Genomic DNA, 23,936 nt, shown 5'->3' with positions numbered 1-23,936 from the left:
TTTCTGGATGACTATTAAGAAGTGAGGTTCATTAAATAATATATGGTAAGCTTTTTTTTTATATCTTTATAAGTAAGATGTCGTTTGTTGAATAAATGTTGCTGTTTGTTTAATCAAAGGATGTATCCCGTAAGTAGAACCTTTCTTTACCATAAAAATGAAATTGAATAAATATCTTATACACATTGGAATATGGATGGGTTTGGTGGTCCTACGTTTATTGGCAGGGAACTTTAATAATTCCTTTTGGAATACGTTCACCTTCTCAATATTACTCTATTCAATTTTTGCCTTGATTTTTTACAGTACTGTTTTTGTGGAGCTTAAATATTTTGAAGCAAAAAAACATTTGCCCTTTTATCTTTCGTTAATTGGTGTTTTTTTAGGTGGAACAGTTTTGCTCCGTCTCTTATTCATTAAATTCGATACAGAATTGTTTATTGAATCTTCAAGCGGTATAAGGCAAGTGGGGTTTGTTAGGGTTGGGTTAATCATGTTATTTGCTCTTTTATACAGTACCATTGTCAAAAACCAATTGATTGAGCAACAAAAAAAAACCATCATGCTCGAAAAAACCCAACAAGAACTCGAATTTCTAAAAGTGCAAATTAATCCTCATTTTTTCTTTAATACCCTGAATAATATCTATGGATTAACCTACCAAAAAGACGACAAAGCTCCAGAAGTTGTTTTAAAGTTATCAGAAGCTATGCGGTATATTATTTATGAAACGAAAGCTGAATTTGTCCCGTTATCTAAAGAACTTCGTTTTATTGAAAACTATATTGAATTGGAAAGCTTAAGGTTAACGAATAAAGATAAAGTATCATTCAATAATGAGATTGTCAGCACTCCCTATAAGATTACTCCTTTGATATTACTTTCATTTATCGAAAACTGCTTTAAACATAGCGATATCACTCATAATAGCGATGGTAGTATTGAGATTAATATTTGGGAAGAATCTAGTGTATTGAACTTTTCTTGTTCAAACACCTACGATACGAAAACCAAAAAAATGGCTGGTGGCATTGGTTCGCAAAATGCAAAAAAGAGACTGGATTTGATTTATACAAATTCTTATCAACTTGAAACCGAGCTTGAAGGCGATAAATATTTTATGTTTTTAAAACTGCCCTTAAAACTTTAATATTATGAGCAAACTGAGATGTGTTGTTATTGATGACGAACCTATCGCGACAGATTATATATGCAATTATGTAAATCAAATGCCCCAATTGAAGCTGGTTGCTTCTTTTAATAGTGCACAGGAGGCTTATGAACTAATTCAACGGGGTGAGGTTGATGTGCTTTTTTTGGATATTCAGATGCCTGGTTTAACTGGTTTGGATTTTATCAGGACACTTGACAGGAAGCCACACATTATATTAATTACTGCCTACTCAGAGTATGCTTTAGATGGTTTTAATCTGAATGTTACTGACTACTTACTTAAACCTGTTCGTTTCGAAAGATTTGCCCAAGCTGTTCTTAAATTAAGCTCTTTGTCAGAGATTTCATTTAAAAGTCCTACTGAAGACAATATGCGAAAGAAAGATTATATCTTTTTAAAGTCAGGTTATAAGTCGGTTAAAGTAATGATTGACGAGATAACGCACGTAGAAGGCTCGAAAGAGTATGTTACGTTCTATTCTGAAGACGGGAAAAAATATATCAAAAACGAACGCCTAAAGAATGTAGAGGAACAGTTTTCCTCATTTGATTTTTTGAGAATCCACAAATCGTTTCTTGTCAATCTAAAATACGTTCATTCTTTTTATGGTAACACTATTGAAATATTCGATATGAAAATACCAATAGGAAGAGCTTACAAAGAAGATTTGAAGAAATGGGTTGAGTAACCTATTATCATTTCTATAGTTGCAAATCCATGTGTTTGCCATGTTGTGTCAACCATGATATCCAAGTGCTTGCCATGTTGTTGGTTGGTGATTTATCGCGACAATTTGTGGTGTGTTGACTTGTTGTGACAACATCTGGGAGCCTCGAAGCTCCTGCTTCGAGATTGCACGAAACTTCGTGCAATACTTTATGATGCAATTATTTCCATCATATTGACATAATCAACGGAAGCGGGAGATTCCTAATTCCCAGGAGTTGCAGCATCGATTATTGATGTAATGATTTGTTGTGTGGTTGCTGCAAACCGATGTGTTTGCTCATGTTATATCTACCATGTTGTTTGTTGGTGATTTATCGCGACAAATTGTGTTGTGTTGATTTGTAGTGACAACACCTGGGAGCCTCGAAGCTCCCGCTTCGAGATTGCACGAAACTTCGTGCAATATTCTTTGAATCAATCAAATTAATTGTATTGTCACAAACAACGGAAGCAGGAGCTTCCTATCTCCCAGGTGTTGCAGCATCAATTATTGATACATCATTTTTAAGCGATTAAATTGTAGTAAGGAGGGCAAACCGATGTGTTTGCCATGATGTTGCAACCAAGATATTTCCATATTTTATATCGTAGTATTGCGTGATATGAGACAAGGCAATGCCGTTGTCTCTACGGTGATGTTGCAACAAGTTAAAGCAGGAGCTTACTTTTTTTCTAGGCGTTGATGCATGGATTATTCGTATATAGGGCGAATAATCAAAGAGGCTGTCAATTTTATTTGACAGCCTTCTGTATTTAGATGTTTACTTGTTTAGTAAGACATAGAGTAGAGGAATTAAAATACCAGCGATAAGATACCACTTGCCTCTTCCTTTGATCCCTTTTTTGCCAGGAACCATCAAGATTCCTGAAATGGCTAAGAAAATAAGAGATATTGCAAAAATATCTGCAGTCCATGACCATCCTTTTATTCTATTATAATGAAGGTTGTTCATCCAATAGATGACTGGTCGTTTTCTACTAATTTGATAGTCTAGTTCTCCTGTTTTACAATTGTATGCACCAATACCTCCTTCGAGATATAGTCGTATAAGGACAGAATCAATCACCACACTTTTTCTTAATGGAGGGAGGGTTTCATTGCTTTTCCATTGTGCATTAAGTTGTGAAGAGGAGAGACCCTTATCCAATGTTAGTTGTGCTTCAAGTGTTTCATAGGATGGGTTTTTACCATTCATATGATTCAGAAGGATTCCAGAGAAGGCATATACGATGGTGATGCCGACCATTAAGAATCCAACATCTCTATGAATGGTACGCATCCAATATTTGATGTTGATTTTCATGATTAAATCGGTTAAACTATTGTACCGCTTCGTAATCTACTCCTTGGATGAAATATATTGCATAGTAATCTTTGTTATGCGCTTTCATCCATTGACGCATTTTTGTGATGTTGTTATTCTCTGCAGCACAAGTTTCGGCAGAACCATCTTCTTTTTGTTGTTTCTCTTTTAGATCGTGTTCCATCTGTTCGATATGCTCTTTTGTCAAACGACGCTCTTTCACAATGCCAGTCACAAGAATCTCTGAACCTACAAGTTCTTGGTTGAAGCCTTTGATTTTTCCTCCAGCTTCGACACGAATATTTACTTTTTCATCATCGCTAGCTAGGAAGCAACGACGACCTGAGTGTTTGCATGTATGCAGTACATTTCCTTTGAGTTTAATTTCCTTGTTTACTAGACTTTCTGGGTCTTTCATCAGTGTCTCTAGAGTATATACCTTTTCGCTTTTGTGGTGGTCACAACAGCTCCCTTTTTTTTCTGCAACTTTTTCTGCCGAAGGACAGTTGTCACAATCAGCACTTTTTTTAGATTGGTTGCTGTTACATGCAAATAACATAAGGGCAAGTCCCAATAGTGGCAATAACTTTGTTCTCATAAATAGTAAATGTTAATAGAATTATTATAACTTATATTACAGTCTTTTAAGTAAAAATAGTGAAATATATCCAGCAATCCCTGTGGTTAGTATCCAAATATATTTTAGCCATAATTTGCGTCTGTTTTTTCTTATATCTATAATCAATGTGATCAGTGCAAGGATGGCTCCAATCATTATACACCATACAGAACCCAATGTAATTCGTGGGTATTTATATTCGGAGTTGTATTTTTCAAACTTGAGTGTGAAAGGGAAAAGTATTGGAGCAAACTTATCCCACGTGTCTAACTCATATGCTTGTTCTATATGATGTACGACTTTCAAGGAATGGGCATCAACAGCGTGATAAAAACGACCTTTCTTATTGGTTATCTGAACAGTCCAATAGATAGGGTTTGCCATGATTAAAAGCTCTTCTTGGGTTTGATCATATTTAAATGGTAGCTTTTTTAATTTATAGTGATCTGTTGTAAGTAGATATACATTATTCTCTTCATCAAAGAGAAAACCATAGAAACTTCTATTGCCCACTTCATACATCTTGAAATATCTGATAGAGATGTTTTCGACAGATTTTACCTCTCTTACAAAAGGTTTGCTATTCACCATTTTTAGGTGGAAAAGGTGGTTATTTGCATCTTGAATAAAATAGCCCTCATCATAAGATTTGCGAGTGGTTGGATTACCATAACAGTGTTTTACAGGATATTGAATCCCATATTTATCTAGTGCTTTAGCAAATTTCTCACTCTTTTCTCGATTGACTTTATTGGTTGCTAGATCAACAAACTCTAAACCATTGGTGATTCTAAAAAGATCGTCTGGCATCTCTAACTTCATGCGTCCAGTATAGACCTCCATCAATGGATAGAGAGGGATCTCTGGTTTGTCTATGGCTGAGGAGTTTACCCTTAAGAAGAATCCATTGGTGCGAATAGATCGGATTGATACTGGGTAACCATTAATAGAGTCGGGCATGGTTCCTTTTGACAATAGCTGTCTATAGTAAAAAAGAGGCATGATAGAGTCGAATTGGGCTGTAGTATAGGTGTTTCCTGACTCGTCTCTTCTTTCTACATTATTTTTGGAAATGATTTCTGTGGTACAAAACTCTTTTCGGATAGAACTAAAGTATGTAAATGGATAATATGCTTTCTCTTCTAGCAATCGTTGGAGAGTAGATGGGATGACCCAAAGCAGTAGGAGAGTTAAAACGACTACCCATGTTCTTTTTATGATATGTGTAAATGTATTCATATTTGATTATAATAGTGTGATTATTATCCTTGTCTTCCCTCTTTGAATCGTATTGTTGTATAGAATATCGAAATTCCGAAAAGCAATAAGATGAAAAGATGAATAGGATACATATAGATCATGGCTTTGCTATAAGCGTCGAAAAGAAATAGTTGTGTTGAGAGTGCAAATAGAAGAAAAAGAACTACTCTATTTCTCCATGTTGGCTCAATACATATGGCTGCGAAAGCTAAGTATCCAAGATATCCTGCACCAATCCAAGGAAGTATGGCTAGACTCCATGCCCATATAATCTCATAAGAGAAGTAGTTTGATAGTATAAGTAATGGAATACCGATGGTTAGGATAAAAAGCATGGTAAGCATGGTGAGTCCATATCCAATCATTACCGCAATCATTTTTTGTCTTTTGATAGGAAGATGAAGTGTCAGTTTTAATCGTTTACGTTGGAGTTCTGGGATCATTTGAAAAAGGCTCCACAGTATTCCAACCAATAGGGGGACATACTTATAATCCGATATCATATTATAGTCTTTGTGAACAATCATGTCCCAAAGGGTAACCTCTCCTTGATATCTTATTGTATGAAAAATATTGATAAGGATATAGGTAGCAAGTAGAGCCATTGCTATAAATGTAGCGATAGCGATTCGACGAGTTTTAATCTCCTCTTTGTATAGTATAGAACGAATCATTTTTTAATATTTTCCTGTTAAACCAATGAATGCATCTTCTAGAGATAAAAGGGAACTCTCAATTTTAATTCGTTCTCCTGTTGCTTTCGTTACTTTCTCTTCCACTTCTTTGGGTGAAAGAAAACTGTATGTTTCTATTTTGTCACTCTTTTGTTCTGTTGAATAGAATGAGTCGTTGTTCAGAATATTTTTATCGATCTCTTTGGGAAGATCATATCGTCGAAATTTCTGCATGATCTCCTCCGTAGGCTTATGTAATAGGAGTTTGCCATAATCCATGATCATACAGTCGTCGATCAAGTGCTCCATATCTTGGATGATATGAGAGGTCAGAAAGATGGTTTTATCCTCTTTTTGTGCATACTCTTTTAGAAACTCCACAAAGAGACGGCGATAACCAGGATCCAATCCCATGGAGAAGTCGTCAAGAATAAGCAGTTCTGGATCTTGGGCTAACAGCAGACCGAGAGCAACTTGTGATCTTTGTCCACAGGACATGGTGCTGATCTTCTGTTTTGCCGTAACTTTTAAATGTTCTATTAGGTTCCAATAGGCTTCGGCTTTCCAGTTTGGAAAGAATTTAGAGTAGTATTTCTCAATCTGATGTATGTTGAAAAAGTCGTGCTGGATGTGTCCTTCTAATAGTAGACCGATTCGAGCGATATTTTTGGTGGAGATATTCTGCATTGATTCTCCAAAGATCTTACAATTACCAGAAGTAGGTTTCAGGTATCCCGTAAGAATATTAATAATGGTTGTCTTTCCTGTACCATTTTTTCCTAGTAAGCCTAATATCTTCCCTTTCTCTACATGAAAGTTGAGGTCTCTATATATCAATCTATCTCCATAGTGGTGGGTGATATGATTACATTCTATAATTGGTTGCATTCTATCTATTTTGGTTATTGTTTTGAATATGCATTGTTGTGTGTTTTGTATATAAGATTAGCGTTTAATCTTATACATTCTGTTTTTATAACTTATAGCCCAAGGTAATCTGGGTGCTATAAGTTTTCTCGTTTGCCTGCCATTGATCTCCATTCAAACGAACAAACAGTTCTTGTTTGTTTTTTAATTTATAGCCAAGCTCAGTAAATAGGTTGTAGCGTTGATAGGGTGTTTCAAGACTTTTTTGTAGTCCTTCGATATATCCTTTGACTCTTTGTGGCGTAGAGGATATGATAGATTCTTTATTCAAAAGAATATGTGCCATTGCCCCAAAACCGTATTCCCAAGATATTTTATTCGAGATATTTATTCGATGTCGAAAAGAGATAGATGGATCTATAAAGGTCTGTTTCAATTTGTCTTCCGGCATTGTATAATGCATCTCATTTTGTTGAAGGTTTGCATTTAAGTTGAGCCAATAGGATGACTTTCCCCTATCTAAGGACAGAATATTATTCCATGTGATGGCTGCATGTTGTGAACTGTATTTATTTAGGGTCGTAATGAGTTGGTAATCGTATATATAGTTTTGAGGATCAATAACCTCTTTTTTATATATTCGTTCCTTTCCAGTAGCGCTATTCCATATTAGATTGACCATACTTTGCCATTGGATAGCCCCAATTCTAAAGTTGTCTTGAATATTTAATTGGTAGGTTGTTGGCTGAAATGTAAATGGTTCTCTACTCGTACTTCCATCCTCTTGGGTGATTGTTTCTCGGATGACTTTCAAGTCAATACTCCAACTTTTATTATGGTTCGAGTATATGAATATTGATCCTTCCATTCTATTTCCTCGGTACAACGTACTGAAATTCCTATCGTATACAGTATAGTTGTTACTGAAGGTTCCTAGTCCTTGCACTACATATATCTTATCTCTTCGTGAAGGCGTAAAGTTTTTAATACTAATTTTTTGTTTGTAGCTATTGTATTTTGCCGCAACACCAATATTAAAGTACTTATTCTTCCATCCAAGAGAAGCAGAACCAGAGAGTTCTGAGTTTTTATTTAAGGTTCGGGGATCATTCTTAGTATATGCTTCAGATAGCATATATGAGGATTCTACCCCCCAAATAAGCGAATTGTGTTGAAGAGAAATACCGCCTTTTAAGTTGTATTGTTCTAGAAATTGATCCCCGCCAATAGTATCCGTAACCTGATAAGGTCCCAAACGACTTGGTGTGGTACAAAGAGAGCCTTTCTTATCTTTTCTTGTCTCATAAAGATATTGAGCTTCGCCCCAGTAACTCCAATCTTCGTTTGAGATAATTTGTGATGTATTGAATCGAAAGTGGTTTAATTGTTCTCCATTTTGAAAGCTCAAGGATGTTGGAATATCTTGTTGAACGTAGTCCATCTTCACCACTCCTCTATTTCTAAGAGGGTGTTGTGGTTTGGCTATTGGATGTTCATAAACTGCTCCGATAAGGATTGTGTCCTGTCTCTGTGCCACAACCTTTGGGGAGACTACGATAAGCGTCCCGAATACAATGGATAATAATGTAATAACTTTTCCGAGATTCATGATGATCACTATTTGGTACTATTGCCTTAAATTAAGTACCCCTCCAAAGAGGAGGAGTACATTAAAAGTTATACTAGTTTTTTGCTTGAACGAATGGAGTCGGTTTGTCTTGTACGATAAAATCTTGCTCTGAGTTGTTTGTGTCTTGATAGATGGTTCTGCCATCTTTCACCTCTTTTACCTTACGACGGAAAGATTTTCCTTTTGTCTCTCCAATCATCATTGCTTTTGTTAGATCTAGAGAGATATCTAATCCTTTAGAATTGAATTTCCCTTCTTTCGCTAGTTCTACTGCATCTAGAACTAATTTATTGTCTACAAACATTCCTTTATAGTCTTCATTTCCAGGTTTGTGTCCAATGTTGTCAGTAACGTATTTTTTTAGATTGTCTGCTTTGAAAAGTACATAAGAACGATTTTGTTGCATGCTTGCCATCCAGAAACTGCGAGTGGTAGTGAAGTTTACTACTAAATTTGGAACTTCAGGAACATCTGTATCGAATTTTCCTCCGTCATAACACTCAAAATTTGCATGAGATAGATCTTGGAAACTAGGATCTATTGTTCTGTGGTCTAGCCCTTTTGTTGCAATCACGATACTTTCCCCTGGTTGTACCATATAATCTACATCCTCTGGAATAGAGTACACATTGCTAAGTGCGACTTGCTTGGTTACATCTCCCCATGCGTAAGTACTCGAGGTCGAAACGTGTCTACTCTCTCCAAATGCAATTCCTTTGGCATTCTGTAATTCATCGCTATTGTTATAAATTTCGAAGAATTGATCATAGATATAGAATTTCCTTGAGTTTGGATATGGGCTACAAGAGATAAATATCTCTTTAAATACCCATGCTGATGTTTTTGCTGATCGTATTAATGGCATTTCAATATTTTGGGTTGCACCTACAACCTTAACATTTTCAAGACGTGCAGTAAAGTTCAATTTTGACTTCTCACCTTGATCCGAAATAACCTCTTTTTCTGTGGTTGTCGAAATGTTATATAGTCCTTCTTCTAAAGTTATTTTTGCCAATCCTGTGGCATTCGTGATGGCTGTACTACTCGACCCACTATTCTGATTTGTAAAGGTGATCTCAAAAAGATCTAGTGATGTATCTGGAAGCTCAGTAGGGGCTTCTAATTGAATTGTTGCGTTTGTTACTTGTGCATCGTCCTCTTTTTTACATGAGAAAGTGGTTGCTAGTAATAGTGTAGCCAAACAAAGTTGTGATAATATACGTTTCATTATGATTAAAATTTATATGATATTTCTGCTCCAAAATAAGGGGTACTGTCTCTTGTGATCACAGTTCCATTATAGGATTTATAGTTTGGTTCGATATTGATTATATTGTTCGCATAGAAAGAGCATTTCATGTTTTGTCCAATCTCTTTGGTGAGTTTTAGGTTGATGTGGGATGCCCATGGCGTTTTTCTTTTCACAAAAGAGTAGTCATTGAAATGTTTGACTAGCTCTTTTACATTTGGTTCTGTCTTGTCCGAATCTGTGAAAGGGTGTCTATTTCCTCGTGGATCAATGTAGCTAGATGGTATTCCACTATATTCCGTATCCTGTCTAGAACTATAAATGGCTGTGCCAATGTTGGTAGAGAGAATCATTCCTAGAGATGGTATATGGGTGTTTATATAGATGTTGCTATTACATTGTTCTATCGTTGTATTATTTGCATCTTCAATAAATCCGTAATAGATAAAACTACTGTGTGGATCGCTTTGGTCGACCCAAGTAGCAAGTGTCGGATTATGATCGATGTATTTTGTTTTAAACCATGCGCCATTCCATACAATAGAAGAGTGCAGCCAAGATATTTTGCCTAATTGAAGATCCCACTCTACTCCTTGTTTTATCTTTTCGCCGAGGTTATTTCGTTGCGTTACTACATAGTTTGAAGAGATCTCTTTTGTCTCAAATTGTTCTATAGGAGGGGCTGACGTCATATTTTCCGTGTCTTTTATAGACTCAGGTAGATAGATTGTCTCCGTTCTATTTCTCGGATCACTATAGGATGAAAAGGAGTCGTTGTTCTTTTCATAAAATGTAGTTAAAGAGAAACTTTTTTGACCCATTCTAAGATGAACTCCTAATTCGACTTTCTGATTTGTGGATTCATGTAAGTGATAGTTGTTTGTATCAATCTCCTCTGTCCAAAACATCGTTCTTCTTGCTTTGGGATTGGTTGAATAGAAATCTAATGTTTGATATTGATAGTAGTTAGGCGCTGGGTTTAGTTGTGACATCGTTGGCATCTTACTCATGATTCCCCATGCTCCTTTTATTTGAAATTTAAATGGTTGTTTTTTTACCAATCCGCTCCATAGGGTTAGTGTACTATTCCATCTGGGTTCAAGGATCCAGCGATTGGATAGGTCGTAAGAGGAATTTAATCCAAGCATATGAGTTGCTCGAATCCCGATATCATTTTTGAATGGCAATCCGAATAAATTGCAGTCGAATTGGTCATTTAAATAGGTTGCGATATATTGTTTCCCCGTTATTTCTGAAAGATCTACAGGATATCTTACGACTGTTTGTGTATTAATTGATGTAAATGGAGGATGTGTTAAATCGTATTGTTCTCCTTTTCCCCTGTTTTGCATCTTGACCCATGAGGCTCCTATGCTTACCTTATGACGTTGTGCCCCGATTGATACATGTCGTTTCAAAACGATATTGGCTCTCATCGTTAGAGGTTGATCGTCCATTAAATAGTATGAATCGAATCTAGATGGGAGATATACTCCTTCTGATTCTCCATTGGCCCAATCTGTGGTTACTGCTCCAGTAGCATTTACTATCATATTTTTCTTCTGAATCTTGTTCTTGGTATAGTTGAGACTATAACTCCACCTAAATTCTTGTATCCACCCATCTGGATTATTATAACTATCAGAAATATTTAGTGAAATGTTTTGATACTGATTCTTTTCATAATAATCTTTGCCATCAAAAGCTTCGATATCTTGCTTTATATTATTGATTGACTGCGTATAATCTAGATCCAGATAAAAGCGATGTAACTTGTTTCCAATCTGATGGATATAGTTCCATTTGTTCTTTTGATTCAGTCGGGTATAGGCTTTTGCATCAGATCTAGGATCTGTTAAGTTGTGCAGGTAGTTTCCCGATATATTCCACGTCCAGTGGTCAGATAGACGTAATCCCTTCCCTATGGCAACCAGTTTTGAGTTGGTGTTGGTCTTAAGTCGTATTGTTAAAGGCGAGAGCCCTCTTTTCTCTTTAATGATCACTGCTCCTTCTGTAATGTCCCCATTTTCTACTGAAGCAACTCCTTTTACCACAGAGACTGATTCGATTTCATCTGTGCTGATGTTACGCATATCGATCCCACTGTTGTTATAAGCCGACTTTAACAAGGTATTTCCTTCCCCTAGAAAGCTTGCATCATTTGTTATGCTACTTCCATTGATAATAAAGTCGGTTCCTAGTGAACTGTTCGAGTTATAAGAAGCTTCTCTTAGACTAATAAAATTGGCACTACTTAAATTTTCTTTTTGAGCAATTCCTCCTGGAAGTAGTTGAAGTATATCACTGAAACTAGATGGTTGGATATGTTCTATGGCCATGGATCCAATAGTCGTTTCAGACCCATTGTCTTTTTCTACACCATTTACTTGCACTTCCTTAAGGTGATAACTTAATGGTTTAAGGAAGAATTTGTAATTGTTTCTATGAACAACAATGATGGTGTCAATGGTTTTATAGCCTAAAGAACGAATGATAAGTCGTCTTTTCTGATTTAGATCTGCATTGAAGTTGAACTTTCCTTTTGGATCACTTATTGTCAAGAGATGATCGTCTCCAATTAATATTGTAGCCGTAGAGATCGCAGTGATTGTTCTGCTATCCATTACCCATCCTGTTCTCATATTTTGGGCATAGAGAAGCGTAGGTATGAATAGAACAATAATTAGAAATGATCTTATTTGGTTACTTGGCATCGGAAATAATAATTTATAATTTCTGATACAAAATTATAGACTCTGTCTTACTCTTGAAATACCTATAAATTAGGATTTTTTTTATTAAATAAATTATGGTTAATAGTTGGGTGGTTATTTATAATGAATCTATCTGCTTGAAGACGGTATAAAATGCTTTTGTGTTGGGGGTTAGGAGTGGAGTATACTCCTTGCTTGAAGTGAGGCTTCTAAATAGTATAGTAGTTTAAAATAGCCTTTAGGGGTGGTAAATATAGGGGGAGTGGTGAGATCTGACTAAAAAGTTTAATGCTATCCCCATAAATGAGGATAGCACAGCCCTTTTAGATTTGTTTCTGAATCCATTCTCGAGCATTCACAAAGGCTTCTATCCATGGAGAAACAGTATCGGAAGCATTGTTGCTTGGATAGTGTCCCCACTGCCATGGGTAGATGGATCTTTCAAGGTGTGGCATCATTGCTAGATGTCGCCCATCTTGTGATGCAATGGCTGCTGCATCATAATCCGATCCATTAGGATTCGCAGGATAGTGATGATAGTTGTATGTCATCGCCAATTCCGTAGGTTTTTGTTCATTTGAGAAGACAAATTTTCCTTCTCCGTGTGCAATCCAAACACCAAGAGACATTCCCTCAAGGCTCTTCAGCATAATAGAAGACGTTACGGAAGGAATGGTTACTCCTACAAAGTTTGATTCAAATTTATGGGAATCATTATGTTCCATGGTTACCTTGTTCGCATCTCCCATGTCTACAAGATCTAGAGCCACCATCAATTGGCAACCATTACATACTCCCAAACTCATGGTATCCTCTCGCTGATAGAATCGTTGCAGTGCTTGTTGTGCCTTTGGATTGTATTTAAAAGCACCAGCCCAACCTTTTGCTGATCCTAGTACATCGGAATTCGAGAAACCACCACAGAAAACAATGAAATGAATATCTTCTAAGGTTTCGCGTCCAGAGATAAGGTCTGTCATGTGAACGTCTTTTACGTCAAATCCAGCAAGATGAAGACTCCATGCCATCTCTCTCTCCCCATTTACACCCTTCTCACGAATAATAGCTGCTTTTAAGCCACTTTTCTCTGTTCGACTAGGAGTAATTCCAAGACGAGAAAGAGAAGCGTCAAAAGCTTTGAAATCAAAAGTTAATGGTTGTTTTGCATAGTTATTGAATCTCTCTGTAGCAAGCTTCTCCGTACTTTGACGTTTGTCTAGTTCGAAAGAGGGTTGATACCACACATTTCGCATCTTATCGATATCAAGGGTGATGCTCTCTTGTTTAAATGATATCTTCGCTTCTCTACTAGTAGATGGAGTTCCTAGTTTGATTGCATGGATTCCAAGTGCTTTTGCTTGTTCCTCAAATAGAGAGGTGTTGCTTGCTTGGACTATTGCTCCAGGGTTTTCCGCAAATAGAGCATGGATGAAATCTTTTGCAGAAAGTGCAGAAAGATCTACCTGTAGTCCTCCTTGGATATTTGCAAAACAGATCTCCAATAGCGAGGTGATTAAACCACCTGATCCTATATCGTGTCCTGCTTCAATCAATCCTTGTTGAATAAGGCTTTGTACTCCATTAAAATGATTTAAGAAGTGGTTCGTGTCTTCTACAGTTGGAACCTCTTTGCCTAATTTGCTATTGATTTGTGCAAATGCAGAACCTCCAAGAGCAAACTCTGTTCCAGAAAAATCAATATAGTAAACGGCTTTTGATTTGTCGTTTGTAAGGACAGGCTCTACAATCTTTTTTACATCTTCGACCTCTCCTGATGCAGAGATGATTACTGTTCCTGGAGCATAAACGACATCCTCTTTGTATTTCTGTGTCATTGACAGCGAATCTTTGCCTGTTGGGATATTGATACCCAAACCACAAGCAAAATCACTAGCAGCCTCTACTGCTTGATAAAGACGAGCATTTTCACCTTTATTTTTAGCAGGCCACATCCAGTTGGCACTTAGGGATACCCCTTTAATACCTTGAGTCATTGGTGCCCACACTAAGTTGGTTAATGATTCTGCAATGGATAGTATAGATCCTTTTGCCGCATCAATTAATGCTGCACTTGAAGCGTGACCTAAAGAGGTTGCAATACCACGTTTCCCTTGAAAATCTTGAGCAATAGCCCCAAGGTTATTCAGCGGCAGTTGGATCTCTCCAGCACATTGTTGCTTTGCAATCTTTCCTGTTACAGATCTGTCTACTTTGTTTGTAAGCCAATCTTTACAGGCAACACTCTCTAGCGAAAGTACCTCTTCGATATATTTTTGAATATCTCTGTTTTCATATGCAATGGGAGCAAATGTCTCAGTAGAAGTATTGTCTTCTAATATTGTTTTTGGAGAGCTTCCAAAGAAGTGTTTTAGATCTAGGTCGATAGGAGCTTTTCCCTCTTTCTCACTAGAGAACACAAAACGATCGTCTCCTGTTGTCTCCCCAATTTCATAAAGAGGTGTACGCTCTCTTTTGGCAATACGCTCAATCTTTTCAAGATTCTCTTTTGAGGTAACAAAGCCGATACGTTCCTGCGATTCATTACCACATATCTCTTTCAAAGATAGGGTAGGGTCTCCTACAGGAAGATTGTCCATATCGATGCGACCACCAGTCTCTTCAACAAGTTCAGAAAGACAGTTTAGGTGTCCTCCTGCACCATGATCATGAACTGTAGAAATCGGATTGTTATCCTCTTCTGCCAGAGCACGAATGGTGTTGTAAGTTCGTTTTTGCATCTCAGGATTGGCTCTTTGTATTGCATTCAACTCGATGGATGCAGAGAAGTTTCCTGTGTCAACAGATGATACAGCACCACCACCCATTCCGATACGGTAGTTGTCTCCACCGATAAGAACGACAGCATCCCCTTTTGCTGGAGTCTCTTTGATTGCATCCTTCTTGTTTGCTAACCCTATACCACCCGCAAGCATGATTACTTTATCGTAGCCATACTTTTTATCGTTTTCAAAGTGTTCAAATGTCATCAAAGAACCATTAATTAATGGTTGTCCGAATTTATTTCCAAAATCACTTGCTCCGTTGGATGCTTTTATCAGGATTTCTTCAGGAGTTTGATAAAGCCATGGACGAGGAGACTTATCCTCTTCCCATCTTTTCCCCTCTTTATTTCTAGGATAAGATGTCATATAGACAGCAGTACCAGCAATAGGTAAAGACCCTTTACCTCCAGCAATACGGTCACGAATCTCTCCACCCGTACCTGTTGCAGCACCATTAAAAGGTTCTACTGTTGTTGGAAAATTATGTGTTTCCGCTTTTAGAGATAAGACGGTGTCAATCTCTTTTATCTTATAATAGTCTGGTTTGTCATGAGTGACTGGAGCAAATTGTTCTACACGACTTCCATCTGTAAACGAACAATTATCTTTGTATGCAGAGACAATCGTATTCGGGTTTGTTTTAGAGGTCTTTTTTATCAATTGAAATAGGGTAGAGGGCTTCTCTTCTCCATCAATAATAAATGTTCCATTAAAAATTTTGTGTCTACAGTGTTCAGAATTTACTTGTGCAAACCCATACACTTCACTGTCGGTAAGAGGGCGTTTAATTTCACTAGAAACCTCTTTTAGGTAGTCGATCTCTTCTTGGCTTAAAGCCAACCCTTCTTTGGCATTGTAAGACTCTATATCTTCGATATAGTGAATCGGTTCAGGTGATTTGTCAATGGTAAAAAGGGTTTGATTAAGTTGGGTATACCTCCTTTGGAGCATCGGATCAAATGTTGCCGATTCGTTTTTCGTGGTGAAGAACTCCTCAATTCGAAGAATCCCTTCGATTCCCATATTTTGAGTGATTTCTACCGCATTGGTGCTCCATGGGGTAATCATCTCTTTGCGAGGACCTACAAAGGCCCCTTCAAGAGAGGTTTCTTTTAGAGGTTGGGCGTCTCCAAAAAGCCACGTTAGTTTTTCAGTGGTTTCAGAGCTTAATGGTTGGATACTGTCCACTGCCAAGATACTCTGACTAGCTTCGAAAAATAGAATCATTTTTGGGTCAATTTTATATTGTATTAGAAACTTGTATATTTTGGTTTCTGAATTTTGTTGTCTTACATTAGTTAAGATACAAAATTCTTTTGGTATTGGTCTTAATGCGGGCAAATATAGAATTATGTTCTATCCTATTTCTGAATTCATCTCTTAAGGTGTCGATTATTTATGAGTTGATAATATATACTTAATAATGGGGACGAATGGGGAATTAAAACCTGATCTTTGTCCATGTTTTAGAACATGAACTGACTTTTATTTTTGTGTTTGTTGTTGTTTTATCTAGTGCATTGAGTATCTGTTTTTTGTGATCAATAATGAATGGAGTAAAGAGAAGTTGTCTCACTGTTTTAGTCTCAATTAGAGATCAAAATATCCCCTTTTTGTAAGTTTATTATTCTGTGAATCAATTAAATATTAAGAGTCTGTGTGTTGTGGTAATTTATTTATCCCAATGGGGATGTATGTTAAACATCCCTTTCTGAATAACAAAAAAAACTTTATGGATTAGGTAATTATATTACTCGTTCTTGTGTTTTTTAGAATCCTTAATGATAATGTTTTATGATAACTATTAAAGCTTTTTTTTAAAATGTATGATCTTTTGTTAATTTTATTTTTTAAAAATCAACAAAAATAGTAAGAGTTATGCCTGTTTGGGCCGAAATATAAAAGATTCTCTATGATTACACCAAAAGATTTGAAAGAGCTTACTGAAGCGGGTCTCCTCTCTGAGGAGCATGCTGAACAGATTGTTCTTTATTATAAAAATAAAACCAAACGCCCTGTAGTATCGCAATCCACTACTTTAGCTTATAGTATCATTGGAGCATTATTGGTCGGGATTGGGGTTATTGATCTATTTGCCCATAATTGGGATCAATTTTCTAAATTGCTTAAGGTTGTTCTATCATTACTACCTCTACTCATAGGACAAGTGTTTTGTGGGATTATTCTTTTTTCTAAAAAAGATTTCAGCAGATGGAAAGAAGCCGCTTCTTCTTTTCTCTTTTTAGCCATTGGAGCTTCCATCGCACTCGTTAGTCAAGTATATCATATGGAAGGGAATCTGGGTTCATTCTTTTTATGGTGGATTATACCTGCATTGCCTCTGTTGTATTTGATGAGATCTTATGTCTCCATAATGCTTTATATGGTTGGAGCACTAGTGGTACTATTTGCATCCTTTTCTGAACCACAGATCTTTCAATATTATTTGACTGGAATTGCACTTTTTGGAGCCGTCATTCCTCTATTAAATATTACTTTTAGAAAAAGAGAGAAAAGTACCTTGATGAAGATGACCTCATGGACTTTGGTGATCTCATTATTGTTGGTTATTTGTCGTTTTATTGATTTCGACTCTTTTCTTCTTCCCCAGTTCTACCTCTCTCTTTTTGCTTTTTTCTATCATTTCGGACATCGACTTGAAAATAATATCGTTGTTGGAACAAATAGCTTATATCGTGGAATCGGATTCATAGGCACTTTACTGTTTCTCTATGGTTTGACTTTTGATTGGTTTTGGGCCGATTGGGGAAAAACAGACGTTCTTTTTAATGAGCTAGTTGGAAGCTATGAGTTTTGGGTGACGATAATATTTATGGGACTATCTGTTTGGGGAATGATTCGAAATAAAATTTTTAAAACCTCATTTCTTCAGGTCTCTGCTATTAGTTATAGCTTTATCTTATCTCTGGTTATTTTAATTATTGCCAAGTTTATTCCTATTGGTAAGTTTCTAACTTGGGGGCTGGTATTGTGGATTGCAGTACAAATGATTATCAAAGGAGGGAAGTCTATGAAAGAGAAAGAGAGCTATTGGGGATTCATTATTCTCTTCTTCTGGGTCCAAGGTCGTTTGGTGGATATAAAGCTCTCATTTGTTGTTAAGGGCGTGATTTTTATGATTCTTGGAGTAGGTTTTCTACTAGGTAACGTATGGTATAATAGAAAAAATCATGAAAATAATGAAGCATAAAATAGTTCTTCCATTACTATTTATATTGATGGTAATATTTCAGTTTGCTGTCCCTCTGAAGATGGTGAGAGATTGTGAACACACATTAACCCACGGGAACGTATATAAGTTTAAAACAAAACCTATTGATCCTACTGATCCTTTTCGTGGTAAATATGTGGCACTATCATTTGAAGCGGATAATATAAGTGTGAATAATGAAGTGAAATTTGAAAGTGACGAACCTTTATTTGTAACTATAGTCACTGACGAAGAGGGTTATGCCAAAATTAGTCAGGTGTGGCGTGAAGAACCAACTCAAAGCAACTTAGATTATTTTAAGGTTAACGTAAATTATTATGGGACCTCTAAAGACCCCAATAAACTAGTGTTAAAGTTTCCTTTTGATCGTTTTTATATGTCTGAGCATAAAGCAAAGAGAGCAGAAAATACTTATCGAAATGCTAGCCGAGCAAACAAGTCTGATACTTATGGTGTTGTACGTGTCGAAAAAGGAATGGCTGTCATAGAGAATGTGATGATTAACGGAGTTCCTATTACCGATTTAGTGAAATAAGGAACAATATAAATGTCCTGGCTACAAACCTTATTCTTGTTTTTATGAATAAGGTTTGTTTTTTCTTTTTGATCCTTTTAACTCAATATTTTTCAGACATTAAAATTGTGTCAGCTATTTTGCTATTCGTCTTGAAAACACTACATAAAAAAAGGCCACTTGATATATAAACCAAGCGACCTCTATTAATCGAGTTATGAGCATTCTTAATAAGTTAATCTCTCTTTGGATGGACAACTATTTAATGACCTCCTCAAAGTGATCGTATATTTTACTTGATTCCACTCCCATGCTAATAAGTTCTTTTTTAACTGCCTCATTGGTCCCAGAGATACGATAATCTACTCCTTTGTGTGTTAAATCAAAAAGGCACTCTTTCAGATGATGGGCTCCGGTGGCATCAATAAATGGAACATGCCTCATTCGAAGTATTAATATTTTAGTCTTTGGATGTACATTTTGAATCATATTACAGTAATTACGTGCAGAACCAAAGAAGAAAGGACCACTAATTTCGTAAGCCTTTATTCCTTCTGGTAATTTGTCATCATTCTCTAGTACATCTTTGTCTACTTCCTGTTGTAATCCCATTTGGTCTGCCATTCGTTTCATAAATAGGAGTGCTGAAAGTACCATTCCAACTTCAATAGCGATTGTGAGATCCACTAGTACCGTAAGGAAAAAAGTTGATAAAAGAACCAAGATATCGAAGTAACTTGTTTTAAGTATCCCTTTGAATGATCGCCATTCACTCATATTATAGGAAACGACGATAAGTATTCCTGCTAAAGCTGACATTGGAATCCATTTAACCCAAGGACCGAAGAAGAGCATGATAAGTAACAGTGTCATCGCATGTGCGATTCCAGCTATTGGTGTGCGACCTCCATTTTTTACATTCGTTGCAGTTCGAGCAATAGCCCCTGTTGCTGGTATTCCTCCAAAAAAAGGGGTGATTATATTTGCTACTCCTTGTGCAATAAGCTCTGTATTGGAGCGATGGTTTCCTCCAATCATACCATCTGATACGACAGCTGAAAGTAGAGATTCAATAGATCCCAGTAATGCTATGGTAATTGCTGGTTCTATATAGGAAGGGATTTGACTCCATTGTATCATCGGAAGGTGCATCTCTATATTGCTAGGGATACTACCATAGATCGTCTCAATGGTAGTCACAGGAAGAGTGAATATTTTAACCAAAGCAGTAGTGACGAGAATGGCAATAAATGAACCTGGAACTTTAGGAATCCATTTAGAACTATAGATACTGATCAGAATAGTCAGAATGGTGATCCCAATGGCATAAATATTTACTGAGGATAGATTCTCGAAATAAAACCCCCATTTCTCTATAAAATTTGAAGGAATTGCATTTACTTCTAATCCCAATGCATCCTTTATTTGGGTGGAGAAGATCACTAAGGCAATACCACTCGTAAAACCAACAACCAAAGGATGTGGGATATATTTTAATAACGTCCCGAGTCGTAACAGACCAAATAAGATCATAAATACTCCTGCAAGCATCGTGGAAATCATAAGTCCTTCGATACCATACTTTTGTATAATACCGACGACAATTACAATAAATGCTCCCGTAGGCCCGCCAATTTGAACACGGCTTCCTCCGAGAAGAGAGATGATAAATCCAGCAACTACTGCAGTGATAAGTCCCTTTTCTGGGGATACCCCTGAAGCAACAGCAAATGCAATAGATAACGGCAGTGCTACAATGCCGACAATGATACCTGCAAGAATATCTTGGGTAAGCATTTTTTTCCCATATCCCATCTTTAAAGTGCTTAAAAGCTTGGGATAGAAGATATGACGATTCATATTTCGTATTTATTAATTAATGTTCTCATATTGTTTTTTTGATCCTATCCCTTCTTGTGGTGGTTTGTGTCGAGGATAGAATCAGGAAGATAACGATCTTTTATAATATGAATATTGAGTCATTATACCTCCTAAGGAATGGCTTCATTGTAGTATCTGCTACCGATTATAAAAAATCGATGCAAAGATATATAAAAGCATTTGTTAAAAAGGGTATTTGCAGTACAAACTGTTTCTATTTTTGATATTTTCTTTCTGCTGATTGTGTGTAGTATATTTATCTGCCTGTAAAATAGGAGTGTATGCTTTGGCTGTTGTTCGTCTTCAAAATGAATCTTTTAATTTATGGAGAGGTCTTGATAGACTAAAAGTTTATTTGACAGAGAATTTAAAATAACCTTTAATACGTACCGACCATTCGATTTTATTTTACATTGAAAGCATGAATGGAATCTTGCTTGTGTTTATTTATGTGAAGGGGTGTCGAAAGTCAAGGTACATGACAAAAGTTGGATACTCCTGCTTTTGATGATTAGAATGCAGTTGTTTACAAATAATGCTTACCTCTCAGGTGCCTCACTTATTCCAAGTAGTGAGACACCTTCATGGCTTATGTATGAACGTTTACACATCGTTACAGTACTATAAGTCTTTCCATAGTATTTGGTAATCATGCGTAAACTTATTGCTCCATAGTCCATTGCATCAAGTTGTCGAAAATGGGGGGGAGCTCATAAAATATGATTTTATTACCTGATTGGTTTTGCTTTAAAATATATTACTTTTTGTAAATTACCTAAATGTGATTTCACTATTCTTTCTCAATGCTAAATCCAAGTCGGTATACCGATTAGCCCATTACAAATAAAATATGCAGTAAAGATCAAGTTAAACACAACTGCGATAAATGAATATCCATAGTATATCTTAGACATATCCGTTCTATAATTAGATATAACGAAATATGCAGACCAAAGAGAAGACAGTGCATAGAAAATACCGCATAGAAAACATAAAAATGAAAATATATTTAATGTGCCCCAAAGTTGAAACATATCATATCGAGTTGTTCCTTGAAAAATAGCAATGGCAATAACAATAAAAACAAAGCAACTCGTAATAAAAGGCCATATGTTGATGAGCAATGCAGTTTTGTTTTTCTTTTTACCAAACGCAAAAATTAAGACTCTTAATACTGCAAAAAATATAGTTGATAAGTTCACAATATAGAAAGCCCAAAATATTGTTTTAAGACTATAAGCCCAAAATGGAGAAATTCTCTTCAAGAATCCACCAGAAATAATTATTTGTCCATCTAGTGGATCATCATTAACCATAAGGCTTGGTGTATTTGAACCTTCTAATGCATACTCCTTTTTACTGATAGGAGTGTACTTTGCTACATAATTGCTTTTTAAAATGTTTTTGACATTTATGGTATCATTATGAACCCATATTTTTTTGATAGCTTTAATTTGATCAAGAAATCCAAAAAAATCAATCTTGGGGTTAATAATCGTATAATATCCAGATGGATCCACAGCCTCCGATATCGCGACCTTTTTCACTTTATGCAAGTCTTTCTTTAGGTCTTTTGTTTGGTAATGTTTTATTAGATATGCAATATTAGATAATAAATAATCACTATTATCACCATTAATCATGATCGCATAACCCTTATTCTGATTTGGTAAATATCCAAACTGTGCATAAGCCCCTGGAAGACTTCCTGAAAAACCATGATAAATAGATCCATTATAGATACTTGCATCATTAGATAACCCATTACCAGAAAGCATCTTAGTATTTGATAAAATCGGCATACTTTCTGATCTTTCTATTCTTTCTAGAGAAGCTTTACTAAGTATTTGTTGGGAATTGACTTCACCTCTATGAAGGAAGAAATTTATCAATTTCTCCATATCACGCATGGAGCCGTTAAGTGATGCAGCTGGACGATATAAAACATGAAAATATTTTAATCGTTGCCCATTATCGTAAAGTGTTACGCCATTTTCTTTATATTGTTTAGAATACAAGAAATCAAAACTCTTTGTTCCCATCGGTTTAAAAATAGCCTGTTGCATATAGTCCTCAAACCTCTGATTGGTAACTTTTTCCACAATGTAAGCAGCTACGGCTATACCAACATTGCTCTCACGAATTCGTGTGCCTGGAACAAAATTTGAGACTCTCGATTTTGGATAAAAATCAAGTGCCTCTTTGAGTGTTAATGGAGTTGGATCATCACTACCAAGCTCTGCGAAATGCCAATAAGCCCAACCTGAAGTGTGTTCTAGTAGGTGCTCAATAAGTATTGGATGTTCATCTTCCCATGGATTTTCAAATTTAATTTCCGGAATTATATCTCTAATCTTATCCTTAAGGTTTATGCACCCTTCTTCTTGCAGTTTTAGTATTGCAAGTGACACAAACACCTTTGAAATGGAACCTAACCTAAAAACTGTGTTTTCATCTATATTTCTATTATTTTCTACATCAGCCTTTCCAAACCCTCTCAATAGAATGGTTTTAGAACCATCAACTATGACAACGCCAGCACCCGGGGTGTTTGATTTGGCTACTAATTTGGAAATTGATTCTTGCAGTTCATCTAATGTCTCTGCTTTGTATGTATCCTGTTTGGCGCTTGCTTTAATGCTGCAAACACCAATAAATAAAATAATTAGACAAAAAGAATATAATTTTTTACATTTTCTATACATGGAGGTTCGTGTTTGTTAATAAAGATTGATACTTGATTTTGTTGATATTATAGGTTTAAAACCCTTAAGTGTTATAAAAGTATAATATACATTAAATATAACCAAATACAACTAAGTGTAATTAATTGTTAATTTAGTAGTGGCAATATCTACGATCCGATCATTAATTCAGATTCAAGGCCAATGTTTTCAATATCTTCAAATGATCGTTTTTACCTCTATTCTGAAGCAACAGATATGAGGAAAAGTATTGATGGATTTCAGGACTAGTACAGAATAAGATTGAAGCGAATATTACTTCGGGGGTTATATTTATCTTTCTGAATAAGCGTCGTACAATGATGAAATTACTTAAAGTGGGAAAGAGGTCGTATTGTTTTTTTTGTGAAACGATTTGAGATAGGGAGCTTTAAGCCTCCTGGGTTTTAAACGCTTAATTTCAAAGCAGTCCGAATACACTGATCTCGTCCTTCATGTCGAATGGATTCTTGTGAAAGAATAAAAAAGACAATTAAGATAGGATATCGATTGAAATGTGCACTATGATAACTCTCTCTATAATCATAAAACGTCAAGCCAATTTTACTTGACGTAGAATTGT

17 protein-coding genes are annotated in these 23,936 nt (G+C 36.1%); 5 read left to right on the top strand and 12 right to left on the bottom strand.

Going from position 1 to position 23,936, the window contains the following annotated elements:
* Positions 1 to 157 precede the first annotated feature (157 nt).
* Both K4L44_08500 and K4L44_08495 read left to right on the top strand, forming a co-directional pair.
* Positions 158 to 1,150, top strand: a complete 993-nt coding sequence (locus tag K4L44_08500; GenBank protein ID QZE15856.1) for a histidine kinase — start codon at positions 158 to 160, stop codon at positions 1,148 to 1,150.
* Between the two features lie 4 nt (positions 1,151 to 1,154).
* The gene (locus K4L44_08495; protein QZE15855.1) at positions 1,155 to 1,862 is read left to right on the top strand and encodes a LytTR family DNA-binding domain-containing protein; all 708 of its coding nucleotides are present in this window, start codon (positions 1,155 to 1,157) and stop codon (positions 1,860 to 1,862) included.
* An 802-nt stretch (positions 1,863 to 2,664) separates the two neighbouring features.
* Here the strand turns inward: K4L44_08495 and K4L44_08490 are convergent.
* From K4L44_08490 to purL, 9 genes are all read right to left on the bottom strand, one after another.
* Complete coding sequence (locus tag K4L44_08490; GenBank protein QZE15854.1) at positions 2,665 to 3,207, bottom strand: PepSY-associated TM helix domain-containing protein; 543 nt, start codon at positions 3,205 to 3,207, stop codon at positions 2,665 to 2,667.
* 16 nt (positions 3,208 to 3,223) lie between these two features.
* On the bottom strand, positions 3,224 to 3,805 hold the full coding sequence (locus K4L44_08485) for a hypothetical protein (GenBank protein QZE15853.1): 582 nt from the start codon (positions 3,803 to 3,805) through the stop codon (positions 3,224 to 3,226).
* 36 nt (positions 3,806 to 3,841) lie between these two features.
* A complete protein-coding gene (locus K4L44_08480) occupies positions 3,842 to 5,065 on the bottom strand; it encodes a DUF4857 domain-containing protein (protein QZE15852.1) in 1,224 nt (407 codons plus the stop codon).
* Between the two features lie 23 nt (positions 5,066 to 5,088).
* Entirely contained in the window at positions 5,089 to 5,760 is a 672-nt protein-coding gene (locus K4L44_08475) for a hypothetical protein (protein QZE15851.1), read from the bottom strand.
* 3 nt (positions 5,761 to 5,763) lie between these two features.
* Positions 5,764 to 6,648 carry an ABC transporter ATP-binding protein gene (locus tag K4L44_08470; protein QZE15850.1) on the bottom strand — a complete coding sequence of 295 codons (885 nt, stop codon included), beginning with the start codon at positions 6,646 to 6,648 and terminating at the stop codon, positions 5,764 to 5,766.
* 85 nt (positions 6,649 to 6,733) lie between these two features.
* Positions 6,734 to 8,236 carry a hypothetical protein gene (locus K4L44_08465; GenBank protein ID QZE15849.1) on the bottom strand — a complete coding sequence of 501 codons (1,503 nt, stop codon included), beginning with the start codon at positions 8,234 to 8,236 and terminating at the stop codon, positions 6,734 to 6,736.
* Between the two features lie 73 nt (positions 8,237 to 8,309).
* Complete coding sequence (locus K4L44_08460) at positions 8,310 to 9,485, bottom strand: DUF4876 domain-containing protein (protein ID QZE15848.1); 1,176 nt, start codon at positions 9,483 to 9,485, stop codon at positions 8,310 to 8,312.
* 5 nt (positions 9,486 to 9,490) lie between these two features.
* Positions 9,491 to 12,148: a TonB-dependent receptor gene (locus K4L44_08455; protein ID QZE15847.1), complete on the bottom strand. Its 2,658-nt coding sequence runs from the start codon at positions 12,146 to 12,148 to the stop codon at positions 9,491 to 9,493.
* 395 nt (positions 12,149 to 12,543) lie between these two features.
* Entirely contained in the window at positions 12,544 to 16,230 is a 3,687-nt protein-coding gene (gene purL, locus K4L44_08450) for a phosphoribosylformylglycinamidine synthase (protein ID QZE15846.1), read from the bottom strand.
* Between the two features lie 685 nt (positions 16,231 to 16,915).
* On the opposite strand from purL, the gene K4L44_08445 reads away from it, so the two are divergent.
* Complete coding sequence (locus K4L44_08445) at positions 16,916 to 18,214, top strand: DUF2157 domain-containing protein (GenBank protein ID QZE15845.1); 1,299 nt, start codon at positions 16,916 to 16,918, stop codon at positions 18,212 to 18,214.
* Entirely contained in the window at positions 18,204 to 18,770 is a 567-nt protein-coding gene (locus K4L44_08440) for a GDYXXLXY domain-containing protein (GenBank protein QZE15844.1), read from the top strand. Before K4L44_08445 ends, K4L44_08440 begins: the two co-directional genes overlap by 11 nt.
* Before the next feature lie 237 nt (positions 18,771 to 19,007).
* On the opposite strand, the gene K4L44_08435 is transcribed toward K4L44_08440, so the two are convergent.
* The 3 genes from K4L44_08435 to K4L44_08425 all read right to left on the bottom strand — a co-directional run bounded on the left by K4L44_08435 (position 19,008) and on the right by K4L44_08425 (position 23,335).
* A complete protein-coding gene (locus tag K4L44_08435; protein ID QZE15843.1) occupies positions 19,008 to 20,609 on the bottom strand; it encodes an STAS domain-containing protein in 1,602 nt (533 codons plus the stop codon).
* A gap of 560 nt (positions 20,610 to 21,169) precedes the next feature.
* Positions 21,170 to 21,310 carry a hypothetical protein gene (locus K4L44_08430; protein ID QZE15842.1) on the bottom strand — a complete coding sequence of 47 codons (141 nt, stop codon included), beginning with the start codon at positions 21,308 to 21,310 and terminating at the stop codon, positions 21,170 to 21,172.
* Between the two features lie 126 nt (positions 21,311 to 21,436).
* On the bottom strand, positions 21,437 to 23,335 hold the full coding sequence (locus tag K4L44_08425) for a beta-lactamase family protein (GenBank protein ID QZE15841.1): 1,899 nt from the start codon (positions 23,333 to 23,335) through the stop codon (positions 21,437 to 21,439).
* 257 nt (positions 23,336 to 23,592) lie between these two features.
* Here K4L44_08425 and tnpB point away from each other — a divergent pair, with 257 nt between their 5' ends.
* Complete coding sequence (tnpB, locus tag K4L44_08420; GenBank protein QZE15983.1) at positions 23,593 to 23,733, top strand: IS66 family insertion sequence element accessory protein TnpB; 141 nt, start codon at positions 23,593 to 23,595, stop codon at positions 23,731 to 23,733.
* Positions 23,734 to 23,936 lie beyond the last annotated feature (203 nt).

The organism is Prolixibacteraceae bacterium, from assembly GCA_019720755.1.
Lineage (GTDB): Bacteria > Bacteroidota > Bacteroidia > Bacteroidales > Prolixibacteraceae > Halosquirtibacter > Halosquirtibacter laminarini.
The sequence above is the reverse complement of the archived record's forward strand: the minus strand, read 5'-3'. Positions and strand labels throughout refer to the sequence as shown.

What these genes read in the sequence shown, in the direction of transcription:
- K4L44_08480 (QZE15852.1), bottom strand. Translation starts at nt 5,065, where the DNA reads ATGAATACATTTACACATATCATAAAAAGAACATGGGTAGTCGTTTTA.
- K4L44_08465 (QZE15849.1), bottom strand. Translation starts at nt 8,236, where the DNA reads ATGAATCTCGGAAAAGTTATTACATTATTATCCATTGTATTCGGGACG.
- K4L44_08500 (QZE15856.1), top strand. Translation starts at nt 158, where the DNA reads ATGAAATTGAATAAATATCTTATACACATTGGAATATGGATGGGTTTG.
- K4L44_08425 (QZE15841.1), bottom strand. Translation starts at nt 23,335, where the DNA reads ATGTATAGAAAATGTAAAAAATTATATTCTTTTTGTCTAATTATTTTA.
- K4L44_08490 (QZE15854.1), bottom strand. Translation starts at nt 3,207, where the DNA reads ATGAAAATCAACATCAAATATTGGATGCGTACCATTCATAGAGATGTT.
- K4L44_08485 (QZE15853.1), bottom strand. Translation starts at nt 3,805, where the DNA reads ATGAGAACAAAGTTATTGCCACTATTGGGACTTGCCCTTATGTTATTT.
- K4L44_08495 (QZE15855.1), top strand. Translation starts at nt 1,155, where the DNA reads ATGAGCAAACTGAGATGTGTTGTTATTGATGACGAACCTATCGCGACA.
- K4L44_08455 (QZE15847.1), bottom strand. Translation starts at nt 12,148, where the DNA reads ATGAGAACAGGATGGGTAATGGATAGCAGAACAATCACTGCGATCTCT.
- K4L44_08475 (QZE15851.1), bottom strand. Translation starts at nt 5,760, where the DNA reads ATGATTCGTTCTATACTATACAAAGAGGAGATTAAAACTCGTCGAATC.
- purL (QZE15846.1), bottom strand. Translation starts at nt 16,230, where the DNA reads ATGATTCTATTTTTCGAAGCTAGTCAGAGTATCTTGGCAGTGGACAGT.
- K4L44_08435 (QZE15843.1), bottom strand. Translation starts at nt 20,609, where the DNA reads ATGAATCGTCATATCTTCTATCCCAAGCTTTTAAGCACTTTAAAGATG.
- K4L44_08445 (QZE15845.1), top strand. Translation starts at nt 16,916, where the DNA reads ATGATTACACCAAAAGATTTGAAAGAGCTTACTGAAGCGGGTCTCCTC.
- K4L44_08460 (QZE15848.1), bottom strand. Translation starts at nt 9,485, where the DNA reads ATGAAACGTATATTATCACAACTTTGTTTGGCTACACTATTACTAGCA.
- K4L44_08470 (QZE15850.1), bottom strand. Translation starts at nt 6,648, where the DNA reads ATGCAACCAATTATAGAATGTAATCATATCACCCACCACTATGGAGAT.
- K4L44_08440 (QZE15844.1), top strand. Translation starts at nt 18,204, where the DNA reads ATGAAGCATAAAATAGTTCTTCCATTACTATTTATATTGATGGTAATA.
- K4L44_08430 (QZE15842.1), bottom strand. Translation starts at nt 21,310, where the DNA reads ATGGACTATGGAGCAATAAGTTTACGCATGATTACCAAATACTATGGA.